This is a genomic window from Streptomyces kronopolitis, from assembly GCF_014646275.1.
GTDB classification, from domain to species: domain Bacteria; phylum Actinomycetota; class Actinomycetes; order Streptomycetales; family Streptomycetaceae; genus Streptomyces; species Streptomyces kronopolitis.
Window position 1 is genome coordinate 16,451 of record NZ_BMND01000038.1, and the last position, 19,598, is coordinate 36,048.

At 68.9% G+C, this 19,598-nt stretch carries 16 protein-coding genes and 2 pseudogenes; 8 read left to right on the forward strand and 10 right to left on the reverse strand.

Features of this window, described 5'->3' with window-relative positions; translation table 11 throughout:
* Positions 1-333: 333 nt before the first annotated feature.
* On the reverse strand, positions 334-939 hold the full coding sequence (locus IEY78_RS28720) for a hypothetical protein (RefSeq protein WP_189103181.1): 606 nt from the start codon (positions 937-939) through the stop codon (positions 334-336).
* A gap of 112 nt (positions 940-1,051) precedes the next feature.
* On the opposite strand from IEY78_RS28720, the gene IEY78_RS34645 reads away from it, so the two are divergent.
* Positions 1,052-1,312 (forward strand): hypothetical protein, encoded by a 261-nt coding sequence (locus tag IEY78_RS34645; RefSeq protein WP_229700227.1) that lies wholly within the window; start codon positions 1,052-1,054, stop codon positions 1,310-1,312.
* Here the strand turns inward: IEY78_RS34645 and IEY78_RS28725 are convergent.
* The 3 genes and pseudogenes from IEY78_RS28725 to IEY78_RS28735 all read right to left on the reverse strand — a co-directional run.
* Positions 1,301-5,701, reverse strand: a pseudogene (locus IEY78_RS28725) (putative T7SS-secreted protein); the annotation flags it as partial. The gene IEY78_RS34645 and the pseudogene IEY78_RS28725 sit on opposite strands and share 12 nt — an antisense overlap.
* A gap of 64 nt (positions 5,702-5,765) precedes the next feature.
* Positions 5,766-6,371, reverse strand: a complete 606-nt coding sequence (locus tag IEY78_RS28730) for a hypothetical protein (protein WP_189103182.1) — start codon at positions 6,369-6,371, stop codon at positions 5,766-5,768.
* Complete coding sequence (locus IEY78_RS28735; RefSeq protein ID WP_189103184.1) at positions 6,368-6,799, reverse strand: SseB family protein; 432 nt, start codon at positions 6,797-6,799, stop codon at positions 6,368-6,370. Before IEY78_RS28735 ends, IEY78_RS28730 begins: the two co-directional genes overlap by 4 nt.
* A gap of 447 nt (positions 6,800-7,246) precedes the next feature.
* Between IEY78_RS28735 and IEY78_RS28740 the strand changes: the two genes are divergently transcribed.
* Positions 7,247-7,987, forward strand: a complete 741-nt coding sequence (locus tag IEY78_RS28740; protein ID WP_189103186.1) for a response regulator transcription factor — start codon at positions 7,247-7,249, stop codon at positions 7,985-7,987.
* Positions 7,988-8,055: 68 nt separating this feature from the next.
* Here IEY78_RS28740 and IEY78_RS28745 read toward each other — a convergent pair whose 3' ends face one another.
* Positions 8,056-8,367: a hypothetical protein gene (locus tag IEY78_RS28745; RefSeq protein WP_189103188.1), complete on the reverse strand. Its 312-nt coding sequence runs from the start codon at positions 8,365-8,367 to the stop codon at positions 8,056-8,058.
* A gap of 30 nt (positions 8,368-8,397) precedes the next feature.
* Positions 8,398-10,068, reverse strand: a complete 1,671-nt coding sequence (locus IEY78_RS28750; protein ID WP_189103190.1) for a sodium:solute symporter family protein — start codon at positions 10,066-10,068, stop codon at positions 8,398-8,400.
* Positions 10,069-10,316: 248 nt separating this feature from the next.
* On the opposite strand from IEY78_RS28750, the gene galT reads away from it, so the two are divergent.
* The 4 genes and pseudogenes from galT (at position 10,317) to IEY78_RS28770 (ending at position 14,601) form a co-directional block, all read left to right on the forward strand.
* Complete coding sequence (gene galT / locus IEY78_RS28755) at positions 10,317-11,381, forward strand: galactose-1-phosphate uridylyltransferase (RefSeq protein WP_189103192.1); 1,065 nt, start codon at positions 10,317-10,319, stop codon at positions 11,379-11,381.
* Entirely contained in the window at positions 11,378-12,352 is a 975-nt protein-coding gene (gene galE, locus IEY78_RS28760) for a UDP-glucose 4-epimerase GalE (protein ID WP_189103194.1), read from the forward strand. Before galT ends, galE begins: the two co-directional genes overlap by 4 nt.
* A pseudogene (locus tag IEY78_RS28765) lies at positions 12,352-13,564 on the forward strand (galactokinase). Before galE ends, IEY78_RS28765 begins: the two are co-directional and overlap by 1 nt.
* Before the next feature lie 269 nt (positions 13,565-13,833).
* Entirely contained in the window at positions 13,834-14,601 is a 768-nt protein-coding gene (locus IEY78_RS28770) for a response regulator transcription factor (protein ID WP_229700229.1), read from the forward strand.
* A gap of 54 nt (positions 14,602-14,655) precedes the next feature.
* Here IEY78_RS28770 and IEY78_RS28775 read toward each other — a convergent pair whose 3' ends face one another.
* A complete protein-coding gene (locus tag IEY78_RS28775; protein ID WP_189103198.1) occupies positions 14,656-15,450 on the reverse strand; it encodes an SDR family NAD(P)-dependent oxidoreductase in 795 nt (264 codons plus the stop codon).
* Between the two features lie 460 nt (positions 15,451-15,910).
* Positions 15,911-16,408: a MarR family winged helix-turn-helix transcriptional regulator gene (locus IEY78_RS28780; protein ID WP_189103200.1), complete on the reverse strand. Its 498-nt coding sequence runs from the start codon at positions 16,406-16,408 to the stop codon at positions 15,911-15,913.
* A 158-nt stretch (positions 16,409-16,566) separates the two neighbouring features.
* On the opposite strand from IEY78_RS28780, the gene IEY78_RS28785 reads away from it, so the two are divergent.
* On the forward strand, positions 16,567-17,391 hold the full coding sequence (locus IEY78_RS28785; protein WP_189103202.1) for a trans-aconitate 2-methyltransferase: 825 nt from the start codon (positions 16,567-16,569) through the stop codon (positions 17,389-17,391).
* A 29-nt stretch (positions 17,392-17,420) separates the two neighbouring features.
* Complete coding sequence (locus IEY78_RS28790; RefSeq protein ID WP_189103204.1) at positions 17,421-17,789, forward strand: VOC family protein; 369 nt, start codon at positions 17,421-17,423, stop codon at positions 17,787-17,789.
* 22 nt (positions 17,790-17,811) lie between these two features.
* Here the strand turns inward: IEY78_RS28790 and IEY78_RS28795 are convergent, their stop codons facing one another.
* Together IEY78_RS28795 and IEY78_RS28800 are read right to left on the reverse strand one after the other, a co-directional pair.
* Positions 17,812-18,444 carry a hypothetical protein gene (locus IEY78_RS28795; RefSeq protein WP_189103206.1) on the reverse strand — a complete coding sequence of 211 codons (633 nt, stop codon included), beginning with the start codon at positions 18,442-18,444 and terminating at the stop codon, positions 17,812-17,814.
* Positions 18,445-18,456: 12 nt separating this feature from the next.
* Positions 18,457-19,584 (reverse strand): hypothetical protein, encoded by a 1,128-nt coding sequence (locus IEY78_RS28800; RefSeq protein WP_189103208.1) that lies wholly within the window; start codon positions 19,582-19,584, stop codon positions 18,457-18,459.
* Positions 19,585-19,598: the final 14 nt, after the last annotated feature.

A 19,598-nucleotide genomic window follows, 5' to 3' on the forward strand; every position in this document is an offset into this window, starting at 1 on the left:
TGTGCTCCCGCCGGGCCTACGGCCGCTGTTGTGGGAGAGACACCCTTAAGCCGCGCTTCCTGTCCACGGAACCACCCGAAAGGCGTGCTTCCGCTTCCGCCCCGACTCTTTTCGCTCTGGCATGTGTTGAACGCCGACCGCGACAGAGAAGGCGTCGCGGGCTTCCCCGAACAGAGCTGGGCTATCCACACGACGGGCTCCTACGACTGTTGAGAAAGCCTGACTTGCGCGGGTGGACCAACTTCGCCGTTGGGCGCGGCCAGGCATGCCGTTGTGGCGTAGCTGGCAGATCACCAACAACCCGAATCGACAGCGACCTGGTGAGCGGCTCATCTAAGACTCACTGAGCTTCATCTGGAGGGTTGAATCAGAAAAATCTCCAATTGCCCATGCCCATACCGCTCTCCGCTCCTTCCGCTGCAATGACAGAACTAGAGTGCATGCACGAAAAAGAAGAGCAGGTTCGGTGGCAACATACCAACCGCAGTTCTTTGCTTTCAGGCATACTTCAACCGGGGGTGTTCCCTCGTCGACGAGTCTGAACATGTCATCCAAGTCGGCGTCGAATTTCGAATTCGGAGTGATTTTGACATTATACGCTTCCTCGAATTCTTGGCAGAAGCGCCGCGATGCGTACTCCGGCACATTTCGGATCCACCACTCACTCTCGGGGGCGCGAGGGAAAGCCTCCGTGGTGAACAGGCTCAGCAGTGATGAATCAGTCTCCAAAATTTCACGCTTCACCTGCTCGGGGAGAGACTCGAACTGTGCACTACCGTCACGCATGGCTTCGTTAATGACTGAACGAAGAGTGACATCGACAAGGTAGTCTTCCATCTCCCACGGGTACCCATCACGGCAGTACCCGGCAAATTTTTTCCAACGCCGCGCTGATTCTTCCAGGTCAACTGATGAAGCCTCGCCGCTACTGCCTGACATCTTGATAACCTTCGTGAGAAATTGACATTCCTTAGCGTGTACCCTCGTTATCCATAAATTTCTCAGGGCTGGGATCAGGGCCCGGACGGAAGTAGTTCGTTATCTTTCCGTCTTGAATGAATACGATTCTACCCTTGCTGTCCATGCGCAATATCGCGCCGTCGTGGTACCTTCGGACCTCCCTCTGGACTTCGTGCAGTGGGCTATTTGCGAGGTGCTCGGCATCTCTCCTGTATCGTTCAAATCCGTCATCTTCTGGATGTTGATCTTTGTATTCCGGCATGTCGGGCTCTTCGCCCAGACGCTTGCCATGTCCCTCTACGTGCTTATCGTACTTCTCGTCAATTCGAGTGACATCCCACTCGCATGGTGAGAGTCCGAATGGATCTGCCAGGGTGAGTGGGTTCTTGACATAGCCGCTTGGGTTCGGGGAGGGGGGTAGGCCAAGCGGATCTTGCGACAAATAGACACTGGAATCCGGGTCGTAGTAACGGTGTACGTTGTAATGGAGGCCGGTTTCTTGGTCGAAATACTGTCCAGGGAAACGGAGTGGAGTGTAAGCTGTTGCGGCGCGATTCCAGACCGTGCTACCCTATAGCGTGGTGCGTGTCCTCCAGGCCACCTGTCCAGTCTCATCCAGCAGTTGGACCGGCGTACCTATCAGGTCCGTCACAATGGCGAAGAAGCGTCGGTCTGTTTGCGTTTCAAGCGCCATGTTCGTTTGTCGCTCTGTCTGGGCGACTGGATGCAGCCCTATGTGGTCCCAGTTAAGTGTTGAAGCCTGGGTGTGTGTCTTCGTCGTCTCCTCGACAAGTACCGACCCAGACCATATGAATTCTGTCTGCTCTCGGACTGTATACCCGTCCTGAGCCAGAAGTTGTTTGGCTGTACGACGGCCGAAAGCGTCGTAGAGGTATCGCCAGGCGGTGCCATCTGGGGTGATGACCGATGTGAGGCGGTCTTCGCTGTTCCAGTTGTAATGCCAGCTGTCCGGCTTGCGCGAGAGGCGAGTCTTTTGGCGGAGGGTTACTCGGCCGAGGGCGTCGTGTTCGTAGCGGATGCGGCCGGCTCGGGTGATGGTGGTGCCGGTGTAGGTGCGGGTGCCGCGGGCTGAGGGGCTGGGGTGGCGGTCGGGCCAGGTGGCGTGGGTTTGGTTGCCGGCTGCGTCGTAGGCGTAGGTCTCGGTCCAGTCGGTGGCGTGGACGGCGGCGACGCGGCCGGCGCGGTCGAGGTCGAAGGTGCGGCGGCCGGTGTGGGAGTCGTCGATCGCGGTGAGGTGGCCGTCGGGGCGGTAGGTGTAGCCGCGGTGGAGGACTCGTTGGGCCTCGGCGGCCGCCGGGTTGTCCGGGCCGGTGGACTGGAGCGTGCCCGTGGCCGCGGTGGTGAGGGACTGGGCGGTGAGGCGGCCGGCGGGGTCCCAGGTGTGGGTGAGGGCGAGGTGGTCGCCGATGGTGCGGGTGAGCTCCTGGCCGGCGGCGTCGTGGTCGAAGGTGAGGGTGTGGCCGCCCGTGTTGAGGGCCGTGCGGTTTCCGGCGGCGTCGTAGGTGTAGGTGGTGGTGTGGCCGGTGGGGGTGGTGCGGGAGGTGCGGCGGCCCAGGGCGTCGTAGGTGAACGTCATGGTGCGGCCGTTGACCGACTCGGCGGTGACGCGGCCGAGGGTGTCGCGGGCGTAGGTGACCGTGGCGTCGGGGTTGGCCGCCTGGTGGAGGTTGCCGCCGGCGTCGTGGGCGTAGGTGGTGACCAGACCCGCGGCGTTCTTCTCGGTGATACGGCCGAGGGTGTCGCGCCGGTAGGCGGTGACCTCACCGAGCGCGTTGGTGCGGGTGGCGAGTTGGCCCGCGGCGTCGTGCGTATAGGCCAGGACGCGGTCGTCGAAGTCGGTCTCGGAGATGAGGCGGCCGGCGCCGTCGTAGGCGTAGTTCCAGGTCAGGCCCTGGGGGTTGGTGACCTGGGTGAGGCGGAGTTCGGTGTCGTGGGTGAACTCATGGCGGACGCCGTCGGGGTCGGTGCGGGCCACCAGGAGGTCGAAGTGGCCGTAGGCGTAGTGGGTGGTCTGGCCGATGGCGTCGGTGTGGGTGAGGCGGTTTCCCTCGCCGTCGTAGGTCCACTGCTCCGTGGCGCCGGTCGCGTCGATGCGCGCGGCGAGCCTCCCCTCCACCGTCCACACCATGTGGGTGGTCTCGCCCAGGGGGTCCGTGACGGAGGTGGTGCGGCCGAAGGGGTCACGGCGGTAGTGGGTGGTGGCGCCCAGCGGGTCGGTGACCGATATCGGCAGGCCGGCCTTGTTGCAGAAGAGGTGGGTGGTGTTGCCCAAGGCGTCGGTGACGCCGGCGATATGGCCGCGCTCGTCGTGGGTGTAGTGGGTGGTGGCGCCGGCGGGGTCCGTGGTGGAGGTGCGGTTGCCGTCGGCGTCGTAGGTGTGGGTCCAGGTGGCGCCATCGGGGCCGGCGGTGCTCGCCGGGTGGCCGTCGGGGGTGTACGCGGTGGTGGAGACGCTGCCGTCGGGGAGGGTGACGGTGGTGGGGTGGCCGGCGTCGTCGTAGTCGATGTGGGTGGTGCGGCCCAATGGGTCCGTGGTGGACAGGACGCGGTGCTTGGCGTCCCGGACGGTGCGGGTGGTGGCGCCGGTGGGATCGGTGGTCGCGACGATCTGGTGGCGGTCGTTGACCTGGTAGGTGAGGATCTGGCCGAGGGAGTTGTGGTGGAGGTTGGTGCGCAGTCCGGTGACCGGGTCGGGCTCGCCCCAGGTGAAGTGGGCGCTGAGGTGGCCCGCTATGCCGCCCTGTGAGGTGCAGCGGTCATCGTCGTCGTAGACGTAGGTATAGCTGCTGTCGTTGGTGTCGGTCCAGGACGTGATCCGGTCGTGGTCGTCGTAGGTGAAGCGGAGGGGGAGGCCGGAGGAGTTGGTGGTGCTGATGAGGTTGCCGGCCTCGTCGTAGCCGTACGTCATCAGCAGCTGATCGGAGCCGTCGGGGGCGCCGCCGGCGAGGTGGAGGGCGGTGATGCGCCCGCTCTCGGTGGTGAACAGGAGGCGGTAGCCGGCGCTGTGGGTGAGGGCGGTCGGTGTGCCGTCCTCGGTGTAGTCGAAAGTGTGGTGGTTGCCGCGGCGGTCGGATATCTCGTCGAGGACGGCGAGGTCCTCGGTGCAGGTGGTGAAGTAGCGGCGGATGCCGGTGACGGGGTCGGTGAGGAGGTAGTCGCCGTCCGGGGTGAGTTCGAGGGGGGCGCCGTCGCCTTCCTGGGGGAGGGTGGGGACGCCGACGGCGGGGTGGGGGTAGAGGAGGAAGTTGCCCTCTTCGCCGATGAGGATGACGCCCTCGGCGTCGATCTCCAGGCGCTGGTCGACCGTGGACATCCAGCTCGGGCCGAACCAGCGGCCGGTGCGGTAGGACGACTCGAAGGTGCGGCTGAAGGTGAGGGGGAGGCTGCCGGGGAGGGTGATGTCGGTCTGCGGCAGGATCATCCGGCCGGTGGCCATGTCGATGGGGTCGCTGCCGAAGGTCTTGCACCAGGCGGTACGCGCACGGTCCATGACCGTGCGCTTGCCGCCGTCCTTGACCGCTGTCCGTGCGGCCCCCTTGGCCGCGTCCTTCGCCCCCGCCTTCAGCAGGCCCTTGCCGATGCCGGCGGCGCCCTTGCCGCCGACGACGTTGGCGAGGAGGTGCCCGAACGCGTCCCCCGGGTCGCTGCCCCAGCCCTCGCCGAGCATCCCCTTGGCCAGGCGCCCGGGGTGGGCGGCGGTGCCGGCCAGGCCGAGTGAGGTCTTGGCGACGTTGGCCAGGTACATGTGGGGGTGGGCGATGTTGTACGGCTCCATCGGGTTCAGCGTGCGGGCCATATTGACCGTCTCCACCGCGCCCTTGCCCACACCGCCGACGACGTGCATCAGGGTCATGCCGCCGGCCGCGACACCGTCCACGACGTCGAAGGACGCCTCCGTGGTGAACTTCGGTGCCTGCGGCGCGTGTTCCAAGGCGCCTTTGAGGGCGTGCTGTGCCTTCGCGGCCGCCTCGTTGCGCTGGCTGCGGGCGTTCTTGAGAATGTCCTGCGCCGCCTCGCGGCCCTGGTCGCCGGGGTCATGGAAGTCGCCCGGCTTGTCGGGCCTGGGCCCGGGGTCGGAGCCCTGTTCCCGCGCGGCGTTGTAGGCATCGGCCTTCGCGTTGTACGAGTCGACCGTATGGCGGTAGGCCTCGTACGCCTTCTTGCTCTTGTTCTCGGCAGCCTGCCAGGCGTCGATGGCCGACCGGGCCTTCTTCTGCGCCCAGGAGACCGTCTCGGCGTAGGAGTCGAGGGCCTTCCACGCGGACTCGCAGGCATCCGCGGTGCGCATCCACTGCTTGGGGTGCACGTCGAACTTCTCGTGGAAGGCTTCGGCGGCCTTGCCCTTCCAGGAACCGGCGTCCAGTTTGCGGATGCCCTGGCCGACGCGTTCGAAGGCCGCGTAGAAGTCCTTCAGGTGCCCGGCGGATTCGTTGATCTTCGCGACGTCGCCGTGGATCAGCTCCTTGGGGTCGTCGGTCTCTCCCAGCTGCCGCTCGTCGACCTGTGCGCCGAGCGCGTCGGCGATGTCGTCACCGGCGGATCGGACGGCCTTGGCCGCGCCGTCCGCACCGACGTAGCCGAGAACGTCGGCGGTCTTGTCGGTGGCGTAGTCGACCGCCTCGCCGGCCGATTCCTTCACGTCATCGATGGCGTTCCCGGCCTTGTCGGCCACGGAATTGATGCCGTCCTTGACGTCCCCGAGAATGTCGCCGAGGCCCATCAGTTCTCATCCCCCAGTGGTGCGGTGCGGCAGTGGTGTGCGGTAGTGGCGGTGCGGCGAAGGCTCAGGATCCGTCGTGCCCTGAGCTCTGATGGGGCGTTCTCAGGGGCCGCAGGGCCCAGTTGTGGTCCGCGTCGCCCGCCCACTTGGACGTCGAGAAGTCCTGGCCCGTCTGCTCCGCCGCTTGCCCGACTTCCTGGAACGCCTTGCGGGACCTGGCCGAGGTGGGGTCCCAGTCCGCGTCATCGAACTGGGTGACCGCGTTGTCCTCGCCGACCTGCTTCCACGTCCGGTGCTTCAGCTGTTCCTCGGTCTTCGTCGGGTCGCCCATCAGCAAGGCATTCGCCCCGACCTTCAACGTCGTCGAAACGTACTGCTCCTGCTCGTGATAAAGCCCGGCCGACAGATCGAGGCGGCGCGCGAATTCGTTCGCTTCATGGATGAGCAGGCGAACTCCCCAGCCCCAGCGTTCACAGAACGAATCCAATACGGAACTCACATCGGCATGGCCGCTCTCCATCCCGGAGAGCGCCAGCTTGTCGAATCCCTGGCCGAGTTGGGCGCTGGTGTCGAAGCCCAGCTCCTTCAGCTCCGCGATCGCGTCGTGGATGCCCTTGGTGACCTGCTTCAGGGCCGCCGGGTCGAGTTCGTAGCCTTCGGCCGATGTCATGCCGCACCTCCGGCCGCGGGTATGCCGGGTCCACTCGCGGCTTCGACCGGCTCGCCGAGGTCGACCGCCGCGGAGTCCGGGACGATGCCGCTGACCGGCGGAAACACCATCGCCTGCGCACTGCCCGCGTCCAGCACGACGCCCGCCGGTCCCTCGATGGCGGGGATGACGACGTCCAGGAGGCGGGCGCCGACGGTGCGGACGTAGGAGAGTTCGGCATCGGCGTCGGCGCCCCGGGACACCGCGAAGCGGGCCAGCTCCTGTTCGTCGGAGAAGGCGTACAGCCACCGGATGCCGGTCAACTCGGCTGACATGAGGGAGTCGGTGACAAGCGGTACGCATACCGACGTCCTGCGCAATTCACCCACCAGGGCGGCTGGATTCGGATGTCCCGCGTGAGCGGCTGCTACCTCGTCGGCCAATGACATGGCGGATCGGCCCTCCCCCGATTTCTCCTCAACTGCCGAACCTACTTTCGCATACGGCACTGACAGGGGGCGGCGCAAAGGCGCCGGGATGCTGTGGACGCGAAAACCGGCCGGTGGTTTCTTTTGTTTTCAATCGCATGGGTGGTGGGTGCAGCCGGATTGGTGGAGGCGGTGTGGTGCGGTCACACATCGCGCCCCACCGGCGCCCCCGATGTGCAGCACGCCCCCGATGCCCCGCCGCCGAATCCCCGAAGACGGGGCCCAGTTGGGCATGGCACCGTTCCGAAACGGCGGCAACCGGCCCAGATTGGCCGGGAATCCAGCATTCCGGGGGCTTCTCCCCGGTAGGGGGCGCACTATCGCAGCCGAGCGTGTAGCTTCCCGGGGACGAGCGGCCCGGCCGGGGGGTCGCACAGGGGCCCGCCGGTGGTGGGAGGGGGTTGCCCGATGGGCGTGCGGCTCATGGTGGTCGACGATCATCGTCTGCTCGCGGAGGCGCTCGCCTCGGCGTTGAAGCTGCGCGGGCACCGCGTTCTGGCGGCGGCCGCGCCGAGTGCGGGGGCCGCGGAGCTGGTGGTGAGCCGGGCGCCCGAGGTGTGTCTGCTGGGGACCGCCGCGCCGGCCCAGCCGGGGGCCTTCGACCCGGTCGTACGGATCAAGAAGGAGCGGCCGCAGGTCGCAGTCGTGGTGCTGGGGCCGGTGCCCAGTCCGCGCGGGATCGCCGCCGCGTTCGCGGCCGGGGCCTCGGGGTACGTGCGCAACGACGAGCGGATCGAGGGCGTGGAACGCGCCATGATGAAGGCGCGGGCGGGGGAGTCGGCGGTGTCGCCGCAGTTGTTGCAGCAGGCCTTCGAGGAGTTGCTGCACCCGGCCGCGCAGCCCGACGACGAGGGCGCGCGGCTGCTGGAGCTGCTCACCCCGCGCGAGGTCGAGGTGCTGATGCGGGTGGCGGAGGGCGAGGACACCCGGCTGATCGCGGCGGGGATGGACATCGCGCCGAGCACCGCGCGCACCCATGTGCAGCGGGTGCTGATGAAGCTGGAGGTGGGCTCCCGGCTGGAGGCCGCCGCGTTGGCGGCGCGTACCGGGCTGCTGGACCGGGCGGTGGGCGGGCGGGCGGCCGTCGTGCGCCCCACGGCGGCGGATCCGGCGGAACCGCGGGATCATCCGGTACCGCCGCCGCACTGATCGTCGGCCCCCGCAGCCGCCCCCCAGCACCCGCCGGTCACCCCACCCCGCGGTGACCGGCGCCCCGTTCAGCCTCCCGTAGGACCGTCCTCGGTCGTCGCCGCCCGCAGTTCGTCGGCCGTCGGCGGTACGGCCGGTCGCAGCTTCAGCCAGATCAGGAAGAACAGGCCGAGCGCGAGCATGCCCACGCCCGTCCACAGGTTGATGTTGATGTCCTGGGCCTTCCTGAGGTCCGCGTCCGAGGCGGTCAGGCCGGCGATGGTGACGATCACGCCGTAGACGACGAACAGGCCGCCGATGATGCGCCGGACGTCGAAGAGCCGCGCGGCGGTCGCCGATTCGCGCTCCAGCTCCTCGACCTCGTGCTGGTAGTCACTCATGGTGCGTCAACTCCGCTGGTTCGGACGGGCTCAGAAGGAGAACGGGATGTAGCAGACGGCGGCCAGGACGATCGCGCCCCAGCCCAGCAGCGCCGGCTTGCGGTACCAGGCGTCGTCGCCCTCGGCCGGCAGCTCTTCCATGCCGGGGGAGCGGGTGCCGTAGACCAGGCCGGCGAGGGAGGCGGCGGGCTTGGGCCGGGTGACCAGGGTGACCACGAACATCACGACCGCGCCGACGACGAAGGCGACGATCGAGGACACGAAGTTGGCGCCCTGGTCGGAGGGGATCGAGATGATGCCCTGCTTGTAGAACCAGAAGTAGTTGACCATCGCGGCCACGGTGCCGGACAGCAGCCCCCAGAAGCCGGCCGCGGCGCTGGTCCGCTTCCAGAACATGCCGATGATGAAGACCACGAACAGCGGCACGTTGAAGAAGGAGAAGAGCGTCTGGAGGTAGTTCATGATGTTGCTGAAGGACGACGCGATGAAGGCGGTGCCCATGCCGATCAGCACGCCGACGGCGGTGACCACCCGGCCGGTTGCCAGGTAGTAGCGGTCCTCGCGGCCCTTCTTGAGGTACGCGGCCCAGATGTCGTTGGTGAAGACCGTGTTGAACGACGAGACGTTGGCCGCCATACCGGCCATGAAGGCGGCGAGCAGACCGGTCACCGCGATGCCCAGCACGCCGTTGGGCAGCAGGTCCCGCATCAGCACCGGGATCGCGTCGTTGTACTGCAGCCCGCCGTCGGTCTTGCCCAGCGTCGGCTCCATGACCAGCGCGATCAGGCCGGGGACGACCACCACCAGCGGGATGAAGATCTTGGGGAAGGCGGCGATCAGCGGGGTGCGCTTGGCGGCGGAGAGGTTCTTCGCGGACAGCGCGCGCTGGACCTCGGCGAAGTTGGTGGTCCAGTAGCCGAAGCTCATCACGAAGCCCAGGCCCAGCACGATGGTGAGCCAGTTGGCGCCGAGCGGGTTGGAGTCGCCGATGCCGGTGCCCTTCCAGGCGGTCAGGAAGGCGTCACCGTGCGAGGAGGTGAGCGAGTGGGTCAGCCCGTCCCAGCCGCCGACTCGCTTGAGGCCGACGACGGTCAGCGGGATCAGCGCGGCCAGGATGACGAAGAACTGGAGCACCTCGTTGTAGATCGCCGAGGACAGGCCGCCGATGGTGATGTACAGGAGGACGAACAGCCCGGCGATCACGATCGCGAGCCACTGCGGCCAGCCGAGCAGCGCCTGCAGCACGATCGCCATGGCGTAGAGGTTGACGCCCGCGATCAGGACCGAGGAGACGGCGAAGATCACCGACGACAGCAGGTGCGAGGACGGGCCGAAGCGGTGCAGCAGGAACTCCGGCACCGAGCGGACCTTGGAGCCGTAGTAGAACGGCATCATCACCAGGCCGAGGAAGACCATCGCCGGGATGGCGCCGATCCAGTACCAGTGGACGGTGTAGGCCCCGTACTGCGCGCCGTTGGCGGCCATGCCGAGGATCTCGGTGGCGCCGAGGTTGGCGGCGACGAAGGCGAGGCCGGTGACCCAGGCGGGCAGTGACCGCCCGGAGAGGAAGAAGTCCAGGCTCGTCCGCACGCTGCGCCTGGCGGCGAAGCCGATGCCGAGGACGACCGCGAAGTAGATGGCCAGGATGGTGTAGTCGAGCCCGTTGGTGGGGAGCCGTAGCCCTTCGGCCAGCGTGATCATGAGGGCACTCTTTTCGGGGGTCCGGGGGGCGTCCCCCAGGAGACAGAGCGGTGTGCGCGAGCTGAACGCACAAAAAGCTACGCTCGCTCCTTGAGAAACTGAACACTTATGTTTGTTTCAGTTGTTGATTCGTGATCGGGGTGGGCGGTTTGCCGGGAATGTCCGCCCAGGGTCCGGCGTTGACGTGGCTGTTTAGTTGTGCTTCATTGTGTTTGTTTGTGTTTGGTCAGCGTGGCTGAGGAGCTCCCGTGAAGAAGACGACGACCCGGCTCGCGGACGGCCGGGAGCTCATCTACTACGACCTGCGCGACGACGCCGTGCACGGCGAGCCGGACCCCCGCCCCCTCGACCCCGTCGCCACCGCCGCCGAGATCCGCCACGACCGCCTGCTCGGCGACCGGGTCGCCATCGCCTCGCACCGGCAGGCCCGCACCTACCACCCGCCGGCCGACGAGTGCCCGCTGTGCCCCTCCCGCGAGGGCCGGCGCTCCGAGATCCCCGCCCCGGACTACGACGTCGCCGTCTTCGAGAACCGCTTCCCCTCGCTCGCCGGCGACCACGGCCGCTGCGAGGTGGTCTGCTTCACCCCCGACCACGACGCCTCCTTCGCCGACCTCACCGACGCGCAGGCCGCCCTGGTCCTGGCGGCCTGGACCGACCGCACCGCCGAACTGTCCCAACTCCCGGGCGTGGAGCAGGTCTTCTGCTTCGAGAACCGCGGCGCGGAGATCGGCGTCACCCTCGGCCATCCGCACGGCCAGATCTACGCCTATCCCTTCGTCACCCCGCGCACCGCCCGCATGCTCGACTCGCTCGCGGAGCACCGCGCGGCCACCGGCGGGGGCAACCTCTTCGACGAGGTGGTCGAGGAGGAGCTGGCCGACGGCCGCCGCGTCGTCCTGGAGGGTGAGCACTGGGTGGCCTTCGTCCCCTACGCCGCCCACTGGCCCTACGAGGTGCACCTCTACCCCAAGCGGCGGGTCCCCGACCTGCTCGCCCTCGACGAGGCGGCGCGCACCGAATTCCCACAGGTCTACCTGGAAGTCTTGCGGCGCTTCGACCGGATCTTCGACGAGGGGGACGGCCAGGGGGAGCGCACCGCCCGCACGCCGTACATCGCCGCCTGGCACCAGGCCCCGCTGCGCGCCGAGCACCGCGGCGATTTCGCGCTCCACCTCGAGCTTTTCACCATTCGCCGCACTTCCGGCAAGCTGAAGTTTCTCGCGGGTTCCGAATCCGGCATGAACGTGTTCATCAATGACGTGCCGCCGGAGGCCGCGGCCGAGCGACTGCGAGAGGTAGCGAGCAAGTGAGCAAGAAGTACCTGGTCACGGGCGGTGCCGGATACGTCGGCAGCGTCGTCGCGGCACATCTGCTGCAGGCCGGCCACGAGGTCACCGTGCTGGACGACCTGTCCACCGGCCACCGCGAGGGCGTCCCCGCCGGCGCCCATTTCCTGGAGGGGCGCATCCAGGACGCGGCGAAGTGGCTCGACCCGTCCTATGACGCGGTGCTGCACTTCGCCGCCTTCTCCCAGGTCGGCGAGTCCGTGGCCGACCCCGAGAAGTACTGGCGCAACAACGTCGGCGGCACCATGGACCTGCTCGCCGCCATGCGCGACGCCCAGATCCGCACCCTCGTCTTCTCCTCCACGGCGGCCACCTACGGCGAGCCGAGGTCGACGCCGCTCACCGAGTCCGCCGAGACCGCGCCCACCAGCCCCTACGGCGCCAGCAAGCTCGCCGTCGACCACATGATCAGCGGGGAGGCCGCCGCCCACGGCCTGGCCGCCGTCTCGCTGCGCTACTTCAACGTCGCCGGCGCCTACGGCAGCTGCGGCGAGCGCCACGACCCCGAGTCGCACCTCATCCCGCTCGTCCTCCAGGTCGCCCAGGGCAGGCGCGAGGCGATCTCCGTCTACGGCGCGGACTACCCCACCCCCGACGGCACCTGCGTACGCGACTACATCCACGTCGCCGACCTCGCCGAGGCCCACCTCCTCGCCCTGGACGCGGCCCGCGCCGGCGAGCATCTGATCTGCAACCTCGGCAACGGCAACGGCTTCTCCGTCCGCGAGGTCATCGAGACGGTCCGCAAGGTCACCGGCCACCCGATCCCGGAGATCGCCGCCCCGCGCCGCGCCGGCGACCCCGCCGTGCTGGTCGCCTCCGCGCGCACCGCCGTCGACCGCCTCGGCTGGCGCCCCAGCCGCACCGACCTGGCCGGCATCGTCGCCGACGCCTGGCAGTTCGCGCAGCACCTGGAACGGACGAAGGAGTCCTGATGACCGCGCACGGAGCCGTCACCCCGGCCACCGGGCACGCACACGGCGCCCGGCACACGGCGGAGCGGTTCGCCGCCGTGTACGGCACCGCGCCCACCGGCCTGTGGGCCGCGCCCGGCCGGGTCAACCTGATCGATGCCGCTGGCCCTGCCGCACACCACCATCGCCGCCGCCTCGCCCCGCACCGACGGGGTGCTGCGGCTGCACTCCGGCGGCGTCGGCGGCGGCATCGTGGAGCTGCGCGCCGACGAGCTGCGCCCGGCGCCCGGCCCGGCCACCGAGGCGCTGGAGGGCAGCCGGGGCGAGGTGCGGCGCAGCGGGGGCTGGGCAGCGTACCCGGCGGGCGTCGTCTGGGCGATGCGGGAGGCCGGGCTGCCCGTGGGCGGTGCGGATCTGCACTTCGAGAGCACGGTGCCGACCGGAGCCGGACTCTCCTCCTCCGCCGCCCTGGAGGTCGCCACCGCGCTCGCCCTCAATGCGCTCCACGGGCTCGGGCAGCAGCCGCAGCAGCTGGCCCGGCTCGCCCAGCGGGCCGAGAACGCCTTCGTCGGGGTGCCCTGCGGAATCATGGACCAGACCGCCGCGGCCTGCTGCACCGAGGGCCACGCCCTGTTCCTGGACGCCCGCGATCTCACCCGGCGGCAGATCCCGTTCGACCTGGCGCGCGAGGGGCTGCGGCTGCTGGTGGTGGACACCCGGGTGCAGCACGAGCTGGGGGACGGCGCGTACGCCGAGCGGCGCGCCGGCTGCGAGCGTGGCGCGCGGGCGCTCGGGGTGCGGACCCTGCGCGAGGTGCCGTACGCGCATCTGTCCAAGGCCCTGGCCGAGTTGTCCGGCGACCTTGTCGTCCAGGCCCTCGTCCGGCACATCGTCACCGAGAACCTCCGCGTCGAGGAGATCGTCGCCCACCTCGACGCCGGCCGCACCCGGGCCATCGGCCCCCTGCTGACGGCCGGTCACGCCTCGCTCCGCGACGACTTCAAGATCTCCTGCCGCGAACTCGACCTCGCCGTCGACACCGCCCTGGCGGCCGGCGCCCTCGGGGCCCGGATGACCGGTGGCGGCTTCGGCGGCTCGGCGATCGTCCTGGTGGAGGAGGCGGACGCGGCGGGCGTCGGCGCGGCCGTCACCGAGGCGTTCGCGGCGGCCGGCCACGCCGTGCCGCGGATCTTCGAGGCCGTCCCCAGCGCGGGGGCGCACCGCATCGGGTAGGGCGCGCCCAACGGCGCGCGGCCGTCCGGCGGCCGGCGAACGGCCCGACGGGGCAAGCAGTTTCGTCAATCACCTTCCCTCGTCGCACCCCGTCCGTACGCTGAGATCCTGCACCGGTGGGGGCCGGTGCCGATCAGGGGGCGAGACCGTTCGGGTACGGCGCCCGGGGTGGGGTGGCAAGTCGGCGCGGCGGCGGCCGTGCGGCTGAGGCGATCTTCAACCCGGGTGTCGTGCCCGCTATGGTCCGTTCACCGGGACAGGGGGTCTCTGTGCAACGCATCCGGGTTCTGGTGGTCGACGACCACCGCATCTTCGCCGAATCCCTGGCGGCCGCGCTCGCCGCGGAGCAGGACGTGGACGTCGCGGCCGCGGGCAGCGCCCCCGCGGCGCTGCGCAATCTGGACCGGGCGGCCACCGAGGGCCGCCGCTTCGACGTGCTGCTCGCCGACGCCGACCTCACCGCGCCGCTGCTCGCGGTGCCGCCGCAGTCGCCGGCGCCGCTGCGCGAGAGCGTGCCGCGCGCCTGCCCGCGGGACGGCATCGCGCTGGTCTCCGGCCTGCGCACCAGCCATCCGTATCTGCGCACCGTCGTCCTGGCCGACCGCGACGACCCGCGCCGCGCGGCCGCCGCCCTGCAGGCGGGGGCCTCCGGCTGGGTCGCCAAGGACTGTTCGCTCTCCCGGCTGCTGGCGGTGATCCGCGGCGTCCTGCGCGACGAGACGCATCTGCCGCCCGCACTACTGACGGGGGTGCTGCGGGAGCTGACGGCCGCCCGCAAGCACCGCTCGGAGAGCGAGCGGCTGGTGGAGTCGCTGACCCCGCGCGAGCGCGAGGTGCTGCGCTGCATGGTGGCGGGCCTGGGCCGCAAGGCGGTCGCCGAGCGGCTGTTCCTCTCCCCGCACACGGTCCGCACCCATATGCAGAACGTGCTCGGCAAGCTCGGGGTGCACTCCACCCTCGCCGCGGTGGCACTGGCCCGCCGGGCCGGCGTCGGCCCGGTCGAGCTGGAGACCGCGGCCTCGGTCCCGGTGCCGTGAGCTGAGCGGCAGTGGCCCGCGGGCCCGGACCAGCAGTAGGCCCCACCGCCCGCTTCACGAGGAGTTCTTGTACACGCTCCAACCGCCGTCGACGACGAGGCCGGCGCCGGTGATGAAGGAGGCCTCGGGGGAGAGCAGGAAGGTGATGGCGGCGGCGACCTCCTCCGGCCGCCCCAGCCGCCGGGCCGCCGTCTGCGCGGCGCTGGCCTGCCGGTCCTCCTCGTCGATGCCGTCCCAGGCCGCCGTCAGCACGGGGCCCGGCAGCACGCAGTTGACCCGCATCCCGGGCCCGTACTCGACGGCCAGCTGCCGCCCGAGCCCCATCAGCCCCGCTTTGGCCGCCGCGTACGCGGGCCGCCCCGGGAGCCCGATCAGCGCATGGACGGACGAGGTCAGCACCACCGCGCCGTCGTGTGCCCGCAGATCGTCCAGGGCGGCGCGCACCCCGAGGAACGAGCCGGTGAGATTGACCGCGAGCTGCCGGTCCCAGTCGGGGAGCGGGGTGTCGCCGACGGTCGCCACATACGGCAGAAAGGCGTTGCTGACCAGCCCGTTCACCGGGCCGTAGCGCCGCCGGGCGGCCTCGATCGCCCGCCGCCAGTCGTCCTCGACCGCCACATCGCAGTGCTCGTACGAGGCCTGGCCGCCGGCCGCACGGATGCGGCGTGCGGTGCGCTCGCCGCGCGCGTCGTCGATGTCCAGCAGCAGGACGCCCGCGCCCTCGGCCGCCAGCCGGTCGGCGGTGGCCGCCCCGATGCCGGTGGCGGCGCCGGTGACCAGGACCGTACGGCCCTCGAACCGCCTGCCGTACGGGCCGTTCGACGAGTGCGGTGCGCGCTGCTGGCTCATGGCGTGATCCAAGCCCACGAGGAGAGCGGCGGGCAAGGGGACGCGGCACGAGGGGGGCGTGTACGGAACCAGGGGGCGCGCGAGACCTCATGACGATCCGTCAACTCTGTGTGTGGCCACCCCGTCGTGCGCTGGGCGCCGTCGGCCTCCGCGGTGTCCGCCGGGCGGCTCCCCGGCGCGGTGGGTCGTGTCCGCCTGGCCGGCCGGCTGACTGGCCGGGAGTGGGTGCCTCTCGCCCGTCCGCGAAAGAATCCGGCCACGTGGGGGAGGGGGGCGTCGGCCACGGGGGCCGGAACGGGGTAGGAGAGCGGGGCGGGAGCGGCCGCAAGGGGAGCCCGGGCCTGGTGGGAATCCGCCGGGAACGAGGCCGCACGGACCGGGCACCTGCCGGCGACGTCACCGAATGGACCGCCCGCACCGCCCGCACCGCCCTGGAACAGGGGCCGGGCGAACTGCTCCGCTACCCCGGAATGTTGTCGAACGGGCCGGTCAACCGCCGCAGCAGCCCGGCCAGTTCGCCGCGCTGCTCGCGGGAGAGCTCGGCGAGAATGGCGCGCTCCTGGATCAGCAGTCCGGCCAGCGACCGGTCGGCCTTGTCGCGGCCCGCCGCGGTCAGCCTGACCAGCACTCCGCGCCGGTCGCTGGGGTCGGGCAGCCGCTCGACGAGGTCCTTCTTGGCAAGCCGGTCGATGCGGTTGGTCATCGTCCCCGAGGTGACCAGGGTCTGCGTCAACAGCGCACCGGGGGAGAGCTGATAGGGCGCCCCGGCCCGCCGCAGCGCGGTGAGCACGTCGAATTCCCAGGGCTCCAGGCCGACCTCGGAAAAGGCGATGCGGCGAGCCCGGTCGAGGTGTCTGGCCAGCCTGGAGACGCGGCTGAGGACCTCAAGCGGCTCCACGTCGAGGTCCGGGCGCTCGCGGCGCCATGCTGCGACCAGTCGGTCGACCTCGTCCTCCATGACGATCAGTGTAGAGGGTCTGTCGACATGAAGTCTCTTGACGTCGAGATATATTTCGTTGGACGATGGGCATCGTCGGCGGGGGCTCGGTTTCCGGCCGTGTCGGCCCGAACCAGCCCGTGCCAGCCTTGTGCCTGCCCAGCAAAGGGGTTTCGACCATGCACGACGCACCAACCTGGGATCCGCAGCAATACCTCCGCCACTCCGGGCACCGTACCCGTCCCTTCCTCGACCTCCTCGCCCGGATATCGGACCTGCCCCGGCCCGGCCGGCCCGCCCGCATCGCCGACCTCGGCTGCGGTCCCGGAAACGTCACCTCGCTGCTCGCCTCCCGCTGGCCCGACGCGCACATCACCGGTTACGACAACTCCCCGGAGATGCTCAAGGAGGCCGAGGCCCACGCCGGACCCACCCCGGGCGGCGGCCACCTCGACTTCGCCATCGCCGACGCCGCCGACTGGGCGCCCGAGGAGACCTACGACCTGATCGTGTCCAACGCGGCACTGCAATGGGTCCCCAACCACCCCGACTCCTTCGCCCGCTGGATCGACGCCCTCACCCCCGGCGGCGTCTTCGCCTTCCAGGTCCCCGGCAACTTCACCTCGCCCAGCCACGCCCTCCTGGGCGAGCTGTGCGACGCCCCGCAGTGGCGCGAGCGGCTCACCACCCACGGCCGCCGCTACGTCCACATCCTCGAACCGGCCGACTACCTGGAACGCCTCGCCGACCTCGGCTGCGCCACCGATGTGTGGGAGACCACCTACGTCCAGCTCCTGGAGGGCGAGGACCCGGTCCTCGACTGGGTCAAGGGCACCGCCCTGCGCCCCGTGCTGACCGCGCTGGAGAACGATCCGCAGACCCGCGAGGCCTTCCTCGCCGAGTACCGCGACGCGCTGCGCAAGGCCTACCCCACCGGCGCCCACGGCACCGTCTTCCCCTTCCGCCGCATCTTCGCCGTGGCCCGCAAACCGGCGAACGGCTGACGCCTTTCCCCACCCGTGAGGAGCCGCCCGTGATCACCGGCCTCGACCACATCCAGCTCGCCGCACCCCCCGGCACCGAGGACGCCTTGCGCGCCTTCTACGCGGACCTCCTCGGCATGACCGAGGTCCGCAAGCCACCGGCGCTGGCCGCCCGGGGCGGATGTTGGTTCGAGGCCGGCACGGCCCGCCTTCACCTGGGCATCGAGCCGGACTTCCGCCCGGCCCGCAAGGCCCACCCCGGATTCCGCGTCCACGACATCGACGCCCTCGCCACCCGCCTGACCACCGCCGGCACCCCCGTCACCTGGGACACCACCCTCCCGAACCACCGTCGCTTCCACTCCGTCGACCCGGTCGGCAACCGCCTGGAGTTCCTGGAGCCGGTGGAGCACGACTGAGCGGGCCGGAGCGGTGAACCGGTTACGGAACGGGATCGTCGGCGGTCAGACTCCCCGGGAACTCGGCAAGGAATTCGGTGGCCGCGGGGAGCAGCAGTGTTCCCCAGGAGCCGTCGACGAATCCGATCTGCACATCGCCGCCACGCTTTCCCCGGCGGCGCGTCCACGCGATGGTGTCCCGCCGGAAGCAGGGCCCCATTTCGTAGGCGTCACCGATTTTCACTCCCCAGCGACGGTTCTGCCAGTAAACGAATCGCAGGGTGCTTTCGCTGACCGCTATCGCCGTCACCACGCCACCGGTGCAAAGCGGCTGTGAAGCCGCCATGATGCGCCCGGCCAGACCGTCCCAGGTACCGAAGAAACGATGGTTCCGCTGCTGAGCCGTCACCCGGTATTCAGGATCATCACTACCCTTCCCGGGACTCGGCAAGTCATTGATCACTAGCTTCAAAATCAACCCGAAGACCGAAAAGACCCGAGCCCAACCGTCACCCGGCATACGGTGTCCGACCAGCACCTTCGGCCGTACCGACTTCGGGACGTCACCGCCCCCGGCCTCGCTGTGGTTGATATGGGTGACAACGAAAATTTTGGCACCCTGCTCACCGACGGGCAGCACCGCCCGCACTCGGTCGGCGATGTCATAGCGTTTCATTCAACTCTCGATTCATCCGAAAGTGGACTCGGTCACGGACGCGCGGAGAGAACGGTTGCAAGGAGAGGTGACTTCCGAAGCGATCTGCTCGGTCCCTTCGGTCACTCCGAGGGCGAACCGGAAGCCTGCTTTCTCCTCGTCGCCCACTTCCCAGCTGCGGATCACAGTGCTTCCGTCGGACACTTCTGATTCCCATCCGAGGGTGGCGGAGAAATTCGCGACACGCGAGAGGGCGGCAACGATATCGGTCTGTTGCGGAAGCTCCATACGCCAGTCGTGCGTGGCGGAGCACGGAGTCCGCAAGCCCCTATCCCAGCATTTCTGGCAGGTGACCGGGTTGACTCGCCCGCCGCCCCTCATGCGCCCTCGAACACCCAGAGCATCGAGGAGGCGACTGGAGTACCAATGCAGTTCCTTTTTGACTGAGTCGTCCGCCTCTAGCGCCACCGAAGTAGACTGACGTATACTGCGATAGTCCGCGACTTCCTGGTCTGTTCCCCAATCGATTGTGTTGAGGATCTCGTGGAACAACTCCGTATGCAATTCCCAGTCCATACCCGCCGGCGAGCTGAGTTCGAATATCAGCATCTCGCTGGTGCCCGGAAGTGGAATGTATGACTGGATCTGCGACTGCTGCACCGTCAGTTCACGGCCTGATATCGACCAGTCCGCATCTATGACGAACTCGGATACCCCAGCACGCACGAGGGCTGGACCACATGCCAATTCCAGGGTTCGGTATTCATCGTCGGGGAACTTAAGTTCAAGAACTCCTTGCGTTGTGCGGAGCAGCGCTGCATCGTCTTCGCTCTCGTGCCGCACCTGACTGACGACTATGGTGGAGAGACTTGGTCGCTGTTCCACCGTGAGCAGGCAGAGACCGGCATAGATTACGTCGGCAGCAGCCATGGGTTCGAGCTGCGCCGATATCCCTAGGGCGAAGCGGTACTGGAGCTCCGCGGGGTGTTCCGGAAGAATCTCCGTCACCAGCGCGTACAGTTGTTCGGCCGCGGTCTCGTCGTCTGCGGCCGACACGGGGAGTTCGTGTATGAACGGCGGCATTATCCATCCAACATTAAGTTTGGACGGCCGTCGCACGGCTGCAGCCGCGTTTGCCACCTCGTCTCCGGTGATGTTCATCAAAATTCCGATCC

Excerpts from the sequence above, each read along its gene's own strand:
- IEY78_RS28800 (WP_189103208.1), bottom strand. The coding sequence starts at position 19,584 with ATGAACATCACCGGAGACGAGGTGGCAAACGCGGCTGCAGCCGTGCGA.
- IEY78_RS28750 (WP_189103190.1), bottom strand. The coding sequence starts at position 10,068 with ATGATCACGCTGGCCGAAGGGCTACGGCTCCCCACCAACGGGCTCGAC.
- IEY78_RS28780 (WP_189103200.1), bottom strand. The coding sequence starts at position 16,408 with ATGGAGGACGAGGTCGACCGACTGGTCGCAGCATGGCGCCGCGAGCGC.
- IEY78_RS28775 (WP_189103198.1), bottom strand. The coding sequence starts at position 15,450 with ATGAGCCAGCAGCGCGCACCGCACTCGTCGAACGGCCCGTACGGCAGG.
- IEY78_RS28730 (WP_189103182.1), bottom strand. The coding sequence starts at position 6,371 with ATGACATCGGCCGAAGGCTACGAACTCGACCCGGCGGCCCTGAAGCAG.
- IEY78_RS28785 (WP_189103202.1), top strand. The coding sequence starts at position 16,567 with ATGCACGACGCACCAACCTGGGATCCGCAGCAATACCTCCGCCACTCC.
- IEY78_RS28735 (WP_189103184.1), bottom strand. The coding sequence starts at position 6,799 with ATGTCATTGGCCGACGAGGTAGCAGCCGCTCACGCGGGACATCCGAAT.
- IEY78_RS28740 (WP_189103186.1), top strand. The coding sequence starts at position 7,247 with ATGGGCGTGCGGCTCATGGTGGTCGACGATCATCGTCTGCTCGCGGAG.
- IEY78_RS28795 (WP_189103206.1), bottom strand. The coding sequence starts at position 18,444 with ATGAAACGCTATGACATCGCCGACCGAGTGCGGGCGGTGCTGCCCGTC.
- IEY78_RS28720 (WP_189103181.1), bottom strand. The coding sequence starts at position 939 with ATGTCAGGCAGTAGCGGCGAGGCTTCATCAGTTGACCTGGAAGAATCA.
- IEY78_RS28745 (WP_189103188.1), bottom strand. The coding sequence starts at position 8,367 with ATGAGTGACTACCAGCACGAGGTCGAGGAGCTGGAGCGCGAATCGGCG.